Here is a 13,533-nt window from a genome sequence, read left to right as displayed (position 1 = left end):
TAAATACTCACTATTTATTGCTATTAACTTGAGTAAATATTTCTTCAAATCGTACCTTTGCTCGCGGAGGGAACTTTACATTCATGTAACTCTTGGGAAGTTCTGCTTCGCCGACCTTGATCATCATCACCATACCCATGCCATAATGCGGCGAACACTTGATGCCGTAAAAACCTGGCTGATCAAAAGTCACTTCAATTTCTTCATTGATCTTTCCTTTAAAGCCCGGATTTCCTTCAGGAACCATGCCATCAATGGTCGCTGCATTATGACTTTTGTTGGTCGCGATAAACTTTACTTTGTCACCCGGAGCTACTTTCAAAAAGTCAGGCTCAAATACCATTGAACCTTTTTCACCCCTGTTCATCATTTTAACTTCAAAAGTCTCTGCAAGCGCTGGTAATGCAGAAAAAACCAGAATTGCTGCTGCAAAGAAAAGCCGTTTACTCATTTTCATACCAATCATATTTATGCGCATTGTTCAGGGTCAGAGTATTTCCGGATTAAGATGAATCGCTAGAAATTCTCCAATTAATTTCACATGTAACTTGTTCTGGGGGCCGGTTCCAAGCTTTCGCAATGAGACCTGATACTAGTGTGGTGGATTTGAAGTTCCTATCATTTGTCTTGCATTCCCGTTTAGGAACTTCAAGTCCGTAAACCACACTAGATTCAATAGTTTACTAGTATGGCTTTGGACCCGAAATTCGTTTAGTTAATTGCAATACAGTGATACGAATTTCGGGTCCGCCATACTAGCAGGTGCATGATAGCGAATATGGCAACCGTTCAAGCCATATTCTTCCACATCAACCTCGACACCAAAGACACGGCTGATACAGTCTGCTTGCAGCACATCGCGCGGCGTACCCAGTGCTACAAGGCGACCTTTGTTCATGACACCTATGCGATCACAGAACATGGCCGCATGATTAAGATCATGGAGTGCCGCAACCACTGTCAGTTTTTGGCGGCTTACAAGATCAAGCAACCCGATTTGATGGCCAATGTCGAGATGATTTGTCGGCTCGTCGAGAAGCAGGATTTCAGGTTCCTGTGCAAGTGCACGCGCAATATGGACACGCTGGCGTTCCCCGCCTGAAAGCGTATGCCATAAACGATCCGCAAGATGCGTCATATCCACATTGCGTAAAGCACGATCGACAATCTCATCATCTTCCTGCGACCAGGGTGAAAGAGCGCCAAGATAGGGAGTTCGACCAAGTTCCACTGCCTGCCGGGCAGTAATTCGATCAGTGGTTCCGGCCTGCTGTTCGACAAGCGCCAGTTTACGGGCAATCTCCCGGCGCTTGAGTTCACTGATCGACCTACCGTTCAGCCTCACTTCGCCGGAGCGACTATGACGCACACCTGAAAGAAGCGACAGAAAACTTGTCTTGCCTGACCCGTTTGGCCCGATCAAACCAAGAAATTCACCCGCTTTTACATCCAGCGATATATTATGCAGAATTTCGACACCACTGGTCGACCAGCTTACATTATGCGCTGAAAGCATCATGTTTTTGCCCTTCTCTGCCCGAGCAGGAATGCAAAGGCTGGAGCGCCGAACAGTGCAGTAATAACCCCGATAGGCAAGACTTGCCCCGGAATAATAATTCTGGAAATAATATCGGCAATAATCATGAAAATTGCTCCGATCAATGCGGCCACCGGCAACATTCGGCCATGTCTTACGCCCGCCACCATGCGGGCTGCGTGCGGAATTACCAAGCCAATAAAGCCAATGGATCCAACGATGGAAACCATCACCGCAGTCATCATCGCACTGACACCAATCAACACGACATAGACACGACGCACAGGAATACCAAGCGATGCAGCCGATTCAGAACCGAAGGTAAAAGCATCAAGAGCGCGTGCATGCCAGAGGCAGATGGCAAGCCCGATAAGACACGCAGGAAGCGCAAGCATCACATCCGGCCAGCGCACACCGGACAAATTGCCCAGAAGCCAGAACATGATCCCCCTCGCCTGCTCGGCATTTGCAGCTTTGGTCACGATGAATGAGGTCAGCGCATTGAATAGCTGCGAACCTGCAATGCCGGCAAGAATGATCGTGCCATTGCCGCGCCCTGCCCTCAGTGCCAGCAGGGAAACAAGCACAAAGGCAACAATTGCCCCCATGAATGCGCCTACTGACAATGATAACATACCGGCACCAATACCGAGAATTGCAACACCAACAGCCCCTGTGGACGCGCCTGCCGAAATACCAAGAATATAAGGGTCGGCAAGAGGGTTTCGCAGCAGCGATTGCAAGATCACGCCCGACATGGCAAGAGCCGCACCGCAGCAGGCAGCCACCACTGCGCGGCTGAGACGATAGCTCCAGACGATACCCTCATCGATAGGCTCAATCGAATAACCGGCATTCCACATGCGATTGGCAATGGTTTTTGCTACCACGTCAAAAGGAATGGCGGTTTCCCCGATGGCAGCGCCCAGCCACAATGAGCCCAGCAACAAGGCAAGCGCCAGGGCTGTAAAAAACAGCCTGCCACTTGTCCTTCTGGATGGCTTGCCAGCAACCATGGCTGAGCGTGTTGTCACTTGCCCAGGCCTGAAGCTGCAATGGCGTCTGCCAGCGTCTCGATACCTTCAATGGTACGGATGGTCGGGTTCATCGCCTGTGCATCCATATCAAAGACATAGCCGTCTTTCACAGCAGGCATGAGGCTTGCAACCGGATCGGTCTTCAAAAACTCACGTTTTACCGCCACATCATCTGCCGGAAACCGGCGACGATCCATTGCACCGGCAACTATAATCGTCGGATTAGCCTTGGCAATGGTTTCCCAACCAACAGTCGGCCACTCTTCCTCGCTATCGATGATATTGTTGATACCGAGCGTTTTCAGAATATAGGCCGGAGCACCATTCTTGCCTGCAACATAGGGATCAATGTCCAGTTCCGCACTGGAGAACCAAACGACAGCCGAAAGCTTGCCATCCGCAGATGCAATCTTGTTGCGTGCCGCTTCTTCACGTGCTTTCAGCTCAGCAACAACCTTTACACCACGATCCTGCACATTGAAAATCTGTGCCAGTTCATCAATTTCCTGATAGACCTGATCCATGCTGAAAGCGTCGTGGCGAACACCATCACCACCATCCGAATTGTCTTTACCAATGCAATCAGCCGGTGAAGTATAGACAGGGACACCAAGCTCTTCAAACTGCTCGGCCTTTGCTACGACACCCTCTGGCCCGATCTGCCACTGAAACTGGTTGGCAATCAGGTCTGGTTTTTCTGCCAGAATGCTTTCAAAGCTCGGATCATTATCGGCAAGGCGTTTCACCTTGGCATTGGCTTCTTCATAACCTTTCAGAACAGGACCAACCCACAAGGCTGTGCCGACCATTTTATCGCCTAAGCCAAGCAGATACATAATCTCTGCACTGCTTTGTCCGACCGCTACCGCACGTTCCGGTGCATGTTTAAACGTCACATCACGCGCACAATTTTTAAGCGTAAGCGGATATTGCGTTTCAGCTGCCTGCACAGCATAACCAGTTGTGAAAAGGGTTACAGCGCCAAAGATTGCGCCAAACGGCAATTTGCCGATGAGTTTCATTTGAATCCCCGAAATGATGTGAGAAAAGCCGTATCAAACGGCGGAAGTGATCCGGCGCGTGAAGAGAACGGACATATCCGGGGATATGAATGACAAAGAAAAGCAACGTCTGAGGACGTTAAAAGCTGTCATAACCAACTCCTGCTCCGGGCATCCCCGCCCGTGACAATGGACTACGTTAGACGGCAGGTCTCCTGGCTTACGAATATCCGCTGTTCATCTGCCTTCCCGAACTTTGACAAGCTCAGTGACATGACGTTTCAACGTCACAAGGATGAACGGCAATCCGCTTACAGTTGCGGGGGCAGCCACGGTCTCAGTCCCTTTTGGGTCGTCCTCACCGTGTTCCCTATTAATCCCCTTCGCTCTCGGTTGGGGAACCGTCGTAACACCATTACGTTCTGACTTTCCATGCGTCAAGCGATAGCCGGGATTTATTAGAAGCGGTTAGATTCACTGTAGACTTTTTACGAATATAGCCAATCAAGTAAAACGAGCAGTTTATCAAGGTAGGCGCTTGTCGTAAATTTGATTAAGATGAAAACTGGACTTTCCCTAAAAGCGTTGGGACTGAAATTCTAACCTTTGACAGGATTGGCTCTGCTACCTCTATCCGGAAGCATTTCGCCGCCTCACATGTAACCTACAGAAGTCCACGCATGGGTAAGTCACCGGTGACCGCTTCAAGCAAGACTTGGCGTTGGCGGCCTTTCGACGAGCCATACCCATCCGCATACTGTCGATGATCGGCAAAGATAATTGCTATGACAGTGCAAGGTAGGAACTGACTTCAAGACTATTCAATCTGAGCTGATTTGGCGAACAGTGTTCAAAACAAGGGTCCACGCCAAAAACGCCATTGGACAATATATCGACGCCTTCTATAATCCAAATAGAAGGCACTCATCTTTGCGCCACAAATGCCCAATCAAGTTGAAACGGCAAGCCATAACCAGTGCCAAATCCCTCTACTTGGTCAGGAATAGCTCAATAACTCTACTTTCTCACAAATTTGAACTTCCAGCAAACCCAATATAGTTTAAAATCATATATTATCTGCGAATAACCCTTTTACAAGACTCGGAAATCCTTTTAGACTTCTTTCAACGATTAACATTCGTATAAACTCTTTATTAAACACTAGGATAGATCCAAATTCAAAAAGAAACGGAATGTAACTTCTATACTTCTTATAATACTCTTTGATAAGCCTTCTGTTTCTGATCGCATAATATCTGGAAATATTACTAGAGTCATTCAGATGCCTCAAACCCAGACTTACCTGCCTCTGCTTCCTTACTTTTTGAAGGCATTCATCAGCAATAAATGCAACATCAGTATGTTTTGAAGCAAGCCACCCATAGATCGCATCATCCCAAACAATAAAAAATCGCGGATCAGGTATTCCAATCAGCTCCACGATACTGCGGTGCACCATCATTCCTTCAAAGCAGCCATAATTGCTTAGGAAGTATCCTTTTCCTTGATATGGATCTTTAAAAAATGGTATCTGAACTGCAAGACTATCACTAACCCATTGTTCGCAAAAAAAATGATTTCCGTTAGGATCCTGCCTGCCTGCATGAAAACATTTGAACTGTCCTGACCACCGCATCATCTTTTCCAAGCCGTCAGGAAGAACAATAACATCATCGTCCATGAGCCAAAACCAATCCGCTGTGGTTTGCATGGCCTCTTGTACACCAACAGAAAAGCCTCCTGCACCACCAATATTGGCATCGAGACTTTTTACTATTAATTCAAAATCCAGATCTTTCGAAGAGAAATTTCTTAAAGTATCTTTAGTATGCTCCCCACTATTGTTGTCTACAATAATGACAAACTTTGGTTTACACTCAAGTGAAACAATACTATTTAGAAGCCCCTCCAAAAAAACATGTCTGTTATAGGTTACTATAATGATAGCCACATTTTGATTGTCTTTGTTCTTTGTAACCATTCCCTTATAGTACTCTCATTTAAACAATTATAACTTTCGACCAAATCGATAACGAAGCCCATCATAGAAAGCATGCCACCATTCATTCAAGCCATGCCAATCCAACTTATTTTTTATCAGAAAATAATAAGGGTATAAGATAATATCCGCAAAAAAACTCAGAGGTCGGCGATGTCGACGAGCAAGATACCCTCTGTTGCGGAAAAAATAATACTTTTTGAAACTCGTTTCTGGAATCAGCAACTGAAGCCGGTCTTCAATGATTGAAGCTATCTCTCCCCAGACAGGAGGATGACTCACTAAAGCCGTCGTCAGTGTGCCAAAGCGCACACCTTCTCGTCTCAACCTTAGTAAGAAATCCACTTCATCACCACGAATAAAAAGCCTAATGTCTGGAAGTCCAATCCTGAAGAAGACATCACGCCGAACGAGCGCCCCATTAAAAAAATGCGCTAAATTTGGAATAAACTCACGCTCTTGCACGGCCTTGCGGTCTATCGTTAATCGACCATTAATCTTGAACGGAAATGCCGTACTATGGATATCCTGTGGTGAGACGATCAAAGGAGAGACTACATCAAGATTATGCTTTTCGGCACCAACCAAAAGTAATCTCAGACAATCCATGTCTATCGGGCAAGCATCATCATCCATAATCCAAACCCAATCAGCACCAGATGCTAGTGCCGAGAGGATAGCAAACGAAAAACCGCCTGCACCGCCCAAGTTTATCTCCGACTTGTGATATATCAGGTCGGAGCCATTATAGTCCGGTTTTCCACTCTGGCCAGCATCAACAAGATGGATCGATTCCAATTCCGGCTTTAACTGTTTCGATACATTCAGAAGACGATTAATATCATCTGGACGGTTGCACGTTAGTACGGCCATTGCGACAGACAAATCAAAGCCTTCCTTTAAAATATTTTACACTTATATAAACATAGCGACTGAGTTCCTCCACTCAATCGCTATGTCTAATCATACCGACATGCCGGTTAGCCTAAAGTCAAACGCGGTTTAACTGTCGCCTCATAGCATTTCAAAGCAGCGCCTATTGCCTGATGCATATCAAGATAACGGTACGTACCTAGACGACCACCAAAAATAACGTCGCTTTCAGCATCAGCCATTTCTTTATATGCGAGATAAGTCTTCTTGTCTTTTTGTGTATCGATTGGGTAATACGGCTCGTCATCCCGCTGTGCAAAACGTGAATATTCCCGAACGATAATCGTCTTTTCTTTTTGATAGTCACGCTCTGGGTTGAAGTGCCTAAATTCCAAAATACGTGTGAAAGGAACATTCTCATCAGCGTAATTCATGACGGCTGTACCCTGATAGTCTCCCATCTGCAGAATCTCAGGTTCAAAATCAATGGTACGCCATCCAAGTTCACCAGCTCTATAATTATAAAATTTATCAATCGGTCCCGTATAAACAACGGGCGTTCCAGCAGGAATTCGATCTTTGACTTCAAAATAATCGACACCTGTCTGGATGTGAATTAGCGGATTAGCTAGCATTTTCTCAAATATCGCCGTGTATCCATCAACAGGAAGACCTTCATAGGCATCGTTAAAGTAGCGATTATCGAAATTATAGCGAACAGGTAAGCGCGTAATAATATGCTCTGGGAGTTCACGCGGATCAGTCTGCCATTGTTTGGCAGTATAACCGCGAATAAATGCTTCATAGAGCGGTCGACCAATCAGAGAGATCGCTTTTTCCTCTAGGTTCGTTGGTCTATTCTCACCCAGTTCCCGCGATTGTTCCAGGATTAATTGTTGCGCTTCCTGTGGCGACATGCGGCGGCCAAAAAACTGGCACACAGTGCCCAGATTGATCGGCATCGAGTAAACCTGATCTTTATAAGACGTGTACACGCGATGCTTGTAATCTGTAAACTTGGTAAAATTGTTTAAATAATCCCAAACCAGCTTGTTGGGTGTATGAAAAAGATGGGCACCATATTTATGCACTTCGATACCCGTCTGAGCATCATTTTCACTATAGGCATTTCCACCGATATGATCTCTGCGATCCAGAATGAGAACTTTATGCCCCAGTTGACTGGCTACGCGCTCAGCTATCGTAGCGCCAAAAAAACCGGCACCAACAATTACAATATCATAGTTCTCAAAATCCACGACGAAACATCCGGGTTCGTTGAAATTAGGGTGTACAAAACACCTAATAGTCGAACTTTATGAATAGCTCAAGATCGGTAAAGCGAGGCATCCATTATTATGATTAAGGTGGCTGCCCCATTTCCTGAAATATTCTTTGAAGGATGATGCTAGTTGCTCATCATATAGTCGCAGCTTACAATTAGAACAAATTCCTCAAAGTGTTAAATGCGCTTTGAAAAAAGATATCTACTTCAAAATAAAGATTTTGAGCGCATTTTAATCTGATTCAATGAGATTAAAATGCGCTCTAATGTATTTTCTTAAATTGAACTACTCTGCTGCATCAGCCGGTGCGGCATTGAGCATGCCGTAGCGTTCTTCGCCGATTTTTTCGAGAAGTTCGAGCTGGGTTTCGAGAAAATCAATGTGCCCTTCTTCATCAGCCAGAAGCTGATCGAAAAGCTGCTTGGAAACATAGTCGCCAAGCTCATCGCAGATTTCGCGTGATTTCTTATAAGAAGTGCGGGCGTCATATTCACCAGCAAGGTCGGCTTCGAGCACTTCCTTGACATTCTGGCCGATCCGCAGAGGGGCAACAGTTTGAAGGTTTGGGTGGCCTTCAAGAAAAATAATGCGGTCGATGATTTTGTCCGCATGCTGCATTTCTTCAATGGATTCCTCGCGTTCTTTCTTCGCAAGACGCGTGAAACCCCAATCGTTCAGCAGACGATAATGCAACCAATACTGGTTTACAGCGCCAAGTTCGAGAAACAGTGCCTCGTTAAGCCGCTCGATGACCTTTGGTTCGCCTTTCATTCCAAGAACTCCCGAATTTGTCTCGTAGAGAACGCACACGGTCCATGAACAGAACCACGTTTTCGTCCATATGGTTATGACGAAGATGATATTCTTCAGTAACCCTTATGATCGTTTCTACGACATTTGGGAAGCAGCCACAGCAGCGACCACTCTTGGATATGGCATTAAACACTGTCCCGGGCACGATTAAACGCCAGCAATCTTCATCAAGAAGTTGCGTAATGACAGCCTCAATATCTTTATCGGTAATAACATTGCAGCTACAGACTAACATTTAAAGTAAACTCCAGCATCGGCAACGATCTGCGATTGTAAAGAACCTATAAGGCGACGCGAGATTCTCTTGTCGTTATTATTGCCAACGTTAAAAATCGCAGTTTTTGTGCGAAAATTTACTTTAGTAGTGGCTATTAGCCGTGCTGAACCAAACAAAGGTTCCTCCAATTGCTAGGGTTAAAGGCCCAAACATCAAAGGTAGTCTTGGATAAGTCTTTTAAAACTGACCAATTTCAGTCAGGTTATGATCGGAAATAGATCATTGAGTCAAATTTTATGTTTTTGAAACGTTCTAAAAATCAACAACTTAGAATTATTCTAAATATGAGTTAAGGGCCCATCTTTAAACATTAATTAGGCTTTTACATAAAGAAAAACAGGGCTTAATTTGCCCTGTTTATGAGTTGTGCGCCATTTCGTCACATCATGTGGAAAAAGACACTTCAAGACGGTCTAAATGCCTTCAACTGCTTCAAATCCCTCAAACTGAGGTGGGCCAGCATAGAGCGGTTTGGTGTTGCCTGCATTGCGATGCGCATTTCTGAACTGTTCAGATTTTGTCCAGAATACGAAGTCTTCACGTGTTTTCCACACGGTATGTGACGAATAAAGCGTATAGCCTTCTTCTTCATTTGTTGCGCCACGCAAAAGATGAAAGCTTTCAAAGCCAGGAAGTTCTGATAGCTGTGAGTCGCGACTGCGCCATACGGTTTCAAACTCGGCCTCATTACCGATAACTACCTTGAAGCGGTTCATTGCGATAAACATTGCTGATCCTCTCTTTCAAAAAGGGATTGGCTATAAAACGGGTCGCAGAATATCCTAACAGAAGTTGCGTTGTTGTATTCTGACAAATGTGGGCGAGTGCGGTGGTAGGGTCCGCACTCGCCGCATCGTATCCTGGAATATGAACACCACTTCAGCGGTCAGAGATGAGTGGGTATCACAGATACGACGAGTGATATTCGGGAGACCTGAATCTCCCGAATATGTTTAGAACTGGAACTGTGTCGCTACGAGGAATGTGCGTCCCTGACCTGATCCTGATGTGCTGAGAAAAGGCGTATAAGACTTATCGAATAGGTTGTTAACTTTGAGTGTTAAGTCGATATTGTCGGTGAACTTATAATTTGCGAAAATATCGACCAGACCATAGCTCTCATTGCTTTTTGTCACGCCTGTATATCCCGCAACTTCACCAGTGGAAACATAACTGTAACGACCGCCAACAGTAAGTTTACGTTCAAAGAAGCGTGCTCCACCTGACAATGAGAAAATATTGTCCGGGAGGTATTGGCTGGCGCCCAGTCCAGGCATGATCGGTGGCAGATCAGCTTTCGTGTATGTGTAGGTCACACCAGCAAATGCAAATCCTGCATCATATGCGGCTTGAAGTTCAACACCCTGAACGCGTGAATCCCCATCGACATTTGTATACCAGGTCTGGCAGTTAGGACCGAATGGATTGCAGCCATTATAGCCTGAGCTTACAATATAATTCTCAACATTCATGTTATAGTAATTAGCTTTAATTCGTAAGCTGTCGCCTGCGGTAAACAGGTCGTCCTTGCGAATATTCGCACCGATTTCCCAGCCCCTTTGTTTTTCAGGTTCAAGGTCCGGATTAGCACGGAAACCAACCTGAGTGCTCCCAGGATGGACGCCACCAACCATAGTTTCCTGAAGTGTAGGGCTGCGCATTGAATGTGAATAGGTCACATAAGGCTGCAACCAGCTTGTTGCGTTGAATGCTAAAGTAATACGTGGATCAAGTGCATTGAAGGATTTGTCAACGAGCGATGTACCGTCTTTTGCATCGCCCTCGAGGCTATAGAAGTTATAGCGTAAACCGACTGTCAGGTCTGCAATTCCATATGAGAGAGTCGTATCCGAGAAGACAGCACCAGCTGTGCTGCGTCCATTATCTGGATTAACGCCGGTCTTTTCGCCTGTTACTTTATCATGGAAATATTCAACACCGTAATTCCACTTTACTGCAACTTTATCAATGTTGAAGCGAGAAGTGTTCGATGCATCGAAGCCCAGTCCGATATCCCTGATTTCGCGCCCGCTTGTTGTCGCGCTCCATGCTCCACTGAGGTTTTCAAAGTAGTTCATATCAAGGCGGTTATAATAACCATTCAGACGGAAATCGATCAGATCATTATCGCTAGGGTTATAGCTGTAGTTAGCAGTCAGTGTCTGGTTTTTGATCGTTTGATTATATGAATTGGCACCAAAATCATTTTTATAAAAAACGCCGCCCAGAGACAGTTTATGATCTTCGCCAAAACCAAATTCAGTTTTAATCAGGCCGGAAGTTAGCTTCTGACCCGTATTATTTTGTTCAATACCATCACCATTTTTATAGTTATCGGAATCCCGATGGCTGATAGCTCCCGCAATACCCATCGAATTTGCGCGGGCGCCTGCTGCAAGCATCTCCGAGAATCCGACCCCATTGCTACCCCATGAAGCACGGCCCAATACACCATATTGCTGACCTGGGCGCACAATGTCATCAACACCTAAGGTGCGGAGATTGACGCTGCCTGCGAGCGCACCGCCACCCAGTCCTGTGACAGCACCTCTGCTTACGTCAATATCTGCAAGAAGATTAGAGTCTACATATGTAAAGCCAGAAGCTTCGTGGCCTGTAAAACGGAAATTCTGGCGAACGCCATCAATCATCGTATTAACGCGCCCGGATCCTTCAAACCCGCGAATATTGACTGCGACACCGGGCTGTGAACCGTTAATACGAGTAAATGTTCCGGGTATATCACGGAGTAGATCATCGAGCTTTACGTCGCCATAGCGATTGATTTCTTCTTTTGAAATCGCGCTGACTGCAGCAGGCGTTGAATATGGTGCGTCGCCTTTAGCCGCAGTTGGGTTTTGAATGGTGATTGTATTCAGTTTAACGCCATCTGCATCAGTTGCGGCAGGCTGTTGCTGCGCATATGCACCAGACGTCATTGCAGCAATGATGACAGCAAGACCCGTGCTTGCCAGAAATGACCGCCTTTGTTCCCCGTTAATTGCTGGCATCGCTTGATTTCTCCTGAAAGCCACAGAAAACTTCTCACAGTCACTCAGATGCGAGAAATTTAATTATCTCAATAGGTTAAACTTCCCCCTTTTTGAGGGGGCACAACAATGCTGGCTGGAAGGAAACCTTCGGGCTTGCTCGGGATAAACGAGATTTAAACTTGACTCAATTAATCCAGTAAGGCAGTGATTATTAAACATGATCGTTTATGTCAACTAATGAATTGTTGGGATCGGCTCGGTCAACAAAAATGGCTCCATTACTGGTGCAAAGGCAGTGAAATGAACAGGCGAATCCATATCGACATGCAGGTGCAGTTGCCGCGTGAGCGCGTCTTAAGCCGCATGCCTGAAATCCAGTCGCGTTTAGAAACGACAGGCCCGGTTAAGTCGCACACTCCTGAACAGCCTTATGAAACGCAACTCAAGACATATGGCAGCCGTGAACTTTTCAACGGCTCCCGTGAAGTGGCGATAGAGCATGGCGGCTCTCTCTATCGTTTGAAGATTACCCGTCAAGGCAAGCTCATTCTTAACAAGTAGGCAAATAGAAATGACGACCCAGACCAAGCCCTCCCCAGAGCAAATACTCAAGGCACGGGCAGATAACCCGAAAATGCGCGAACGTGATTTTGCTCAAAGCCTCGGGATATCAGAAGCCGATTATATTGCGGCATATACAGGTGCAGATGCTGAAAGCTCACTCTCTGCCCGTCGTATTCGCGCAGATGTAGAAACATTGCTCAAACATGCGCCATCACTTGGTGAAGTCATGGCGCTTACGCGCAATGAAAGCGCTGTGCATGAAAAAATCGGCCCTTTCGAGAAAACGATATGGGGTCCGCATGCGTCATTGACGCTCGGCAAGGAAATCGATCTTCGCATTTTCCCGAAGCACTGGGTGCATGGTTTTGCTGTTGCTAAGCAGGATGGTGAACATATTCGGCGCAGCCTGCAGTTTTTTGATGCGTCAGGTGAAGCGGTTCATAAAATTCATCTTCGCCCTTCATCCAATCTGGAAGCTTATGAAGAGCTTGTTTCTGATTTGCTGCTGGATGATCAGACATCTGCAATCGAAACAAAGCCTTTCGCTACCAAAGTGGAAAAAGCGGATGTTTCAACGATTGATGGCGAAGCGTTCCGGGAGCGCTGGGGTGCGCTTACCGATGTGCATCAGTTTGTTGGTCTTTTGAAAGATTTTGGTGTTGATCGACATCAGGCCGTGCATCTGGCCGGTCAGGATTTTGCTTGGCGGGTTGATCTGTCGGCAGTCGAGGCCATGATGAACCATGTCGTGCAGGAACAAATCCCCATCATGTGCTTTGTTGGAAGCCGTGGTTGCATTCAGATCCATACAGGCAAAATTGCTGAAATCAAGATGATGGGTCCTTGGCTTAATGTGCTTGATCCGACATTCCATTTGCATCTGCGTGCCGATCACATTGCCGATGCATGGGTTGTTCGCAAGCCTACCAAGGACGGCCACGTTACTTCGCTTGAGGTCTATGATGCCAAGGGTGAGATGATTATCCAGTTCTTTGGTGAACGCCATGAAGGCGATGCGGAGCTTGCTGACTGGCGCATGATTGCAGAAAATCTGCCGCGTTTGCCACAATCTACTGCCGCTTGAATATAAAAAGGCCTCGGCCTTCGTTTCAATGCCTGTTTCAGGGATGATTATTTCTGAAACAGGCATGAA

13 protein-coding genes, 1 pseudogene and 1 riboswitch are annotated in these 13,533 nt (G+C 46.0%); of the genes and pseudogenes, 3 read left to right on the top strand and 11 right to left on the bottom strand.

The window, feature by feature from the left end; all coding sequences use genetic code 11:
* Positions 1-10: 10 nt before the first annotated feature.
* From FHY56_RS00690 to FHY56_RS00675, 4 genes are all read right to left on the bottom strand, one after another.
* The gene (locus FHY56_RS00690) at positions 11-457 is read right to left on the bottom strand and encodes a pseudoazurin (protein WP_140903533.1); all 447 of its coding nucleotides are present in this window, start codon (positions 455-457) and stop codon (positions 11-13) included.
* Between the two features lie 258 nt (positions 458-715).
* Entirely contained in the window at positions 716-1,519 is an 804-nt protein-coding gene (locus FHY56_RS00685) for an ABC transporter ATP-binding protein (protein WP_140903258.1), read from the bottom strand.
* The gene (locus tag FHY56_RS00680; protein ID WP_376889989.1) at positions 1,516-2,571 is read right to left on the bottom strand and encodes a FecCD family ABC transporter permease; all 1,056 of its coding nucleotides are present in this window, start codon (positions 2,569-2,571) and stop codon (positions 1,516-1,518) included. The genes FHY56_RS00685 and FHY56_RS00680 overlap by 4 nt, the downstream gene beginning before the upstream one ends.
* On the bottom strand, positions 2,568-3,596 hold the full coding sequence (locus FHY56_RS00675) for an ABC transporter substrate-binding protein (protein WP_140903257.1): 1,029 nt from the start codon (positions 3,594-3,596) through the stop codon (positions 2,568-2,570). The genes FHY56_RS00680 and FHY56_RS00675 overlap by 4 nt, the downstream gene beginning before the upstream one ends.
* 168 nt (positions 3,597-3,764) lie before the next feature.
* A riboswitch (cobalamin riboswitch) is annotated at positions 3,765-3,996 on the bottom strand.
* A 270-nt stretch (positions 3,997-4,266) separates the two neighbouring features.
* On the opposite strand from FHY56_RS00675, the pseudogene FHY56_RS18090 reads away from it, so the two are divergent.
* Positions 4,267-4,523 (top strand): annotated as a pseudogene (locus FHY56_RS18090) (IS3 family transposase); the annotation flags it as partial.
* A 118-nt stretch (positions 4,524-4,641) separates the two neighbouring features.
* On the opposite strand, the gene FHY56_RS00665 reads toward FHY56_RS18090, so the two are convergent.
* The 7 genes from FHY56_RS00665 to FHY56_RS00635 form a co-directional block, all read right to left on the bottom strand.
* Positions 4,642-5,556, bottom strand: coding sequence for a glycosyltransferase (locus FHY56_RS00665; protein ID WP_140903256.1), 915 nt, complete (start codon positions 5,554-5,556; stop codon positions 4,642-4,644).
* 27 nt (positions 5,557-5,583) lie between these two features.
* The gene (locus tag FHY56_RS00660; protein ID WP_210240044.1) at positions 5,584-6,459 is read right to left on the bottom strand and encodes a glycosyltransferase; all 876 of its coding nucleotides are present in this window, start codon (positions 6,457-6,459) and stop codon (positions 5,584-5,586) included.
* A 95-nt stretch (positions 6,460-6,554) separates the two neighbouring features.
* Entirely contained in the window at positions 6,555-7,706 is a 1,152-nt protein-coding gene (gene glf, locus FHY56_RS00655; RefSeq protein ID WP_140903255.1) for a UDP-galactopyranose mutase, read from the bottom strand.
* A 312-nt stretch (positions 7,707-8,018) separates the two neighbouring features.
* Positions 8,019-8,504, bottom strand: coding sequence for a bacterioferritin (gene bfr, locus FHY56_RS00650; protein ID WP_140903254.1), 486 nt, complete (start codon positions 8,502-8,504; stop codon positions 8,019-8,021).
* Entirely contained in the window at positions 8,470-8,781 is a 312-nt protein-coding gene (locus FHY56_RS00645; protein ID WP_140903253.1) for a (2Fe-2S)-binding protein, read from the bottom strand. Before FHY56_RS00645 ends, bfr begins: the two co-directional genes overlap by 35 nt.
* Positions 8,782-9,236: 455 nt before the next feature.
* Complete coding sequence (locus FHY56_RS00640; RefSeq protein WP_140903252.1) at positions 9,237-9,551, bottom strand: heme-degrading protein HmuQ; 315 nt, start codon at positions 9,549-9,551, stop codon at positions 9,237-9,239.
* 225 nt (positions 9,552-9,776) lie between these two features.
* The gene (locus FHY56_RS00635; protein WP_140903251.1) at positions 9,777-11,834 is read right to left on the bottom strand and encodes a TonB-dependent receptor domain-containing protein; all 2,058 of its coding nucleotides are present in this window, start codon (positions 11,832-11,834) and stop codon (positions 9,777-9,779) included.
* 282 nt (positions 11,835-12,116) lie between these two features.
* Here FHY56_RS00635 and hemP point away from each other — a divergent pair, with 282 nt between their 5' ends.
* Together hemP and FHY56_RS00625 are read left to right on the top strand one after the other, a co-directional pair.
* Positions 12,117-12,377: a hemin uptake protein HemP gene (hemP, locus tag FHY56_RS00630; protein WP_140903250.1), complete on the top strand. Its 261-nt coding sequence runs from the start codon at positions 12,117-12,119 to the stop codon at positions 12,375-12,377.
* Positions 12,378-12,387: 10 nt separating this feature from the next.
* Entirely contained in the window at positions 12,388-13,464 is a 1,077-nt protein-coding gene (locus tag FHY56_RS00625; RefSeq protein ID WP_140903249.1) for a hemin-degrading factor, read from the top strand.
* Positions 13,465-13,533 lie beyond the last annotated feature (69 nt).

Origin of the sequence: Brucella gallinifaecis (assembly GCF_006476605.1) — a bacterium.
Taxonomy (GTDB): domain Bacteria; phylum Pseudomonadota; class Alphaproteobacteria; order Rhizobiales; family Rhizobiaceae; genus Brucella; species Brucella gallinifaecis.
Note: the sequence above shows the minus strand (reverse complement) of the source record. Positions and strands in the feature narration are given on the sequence as shown.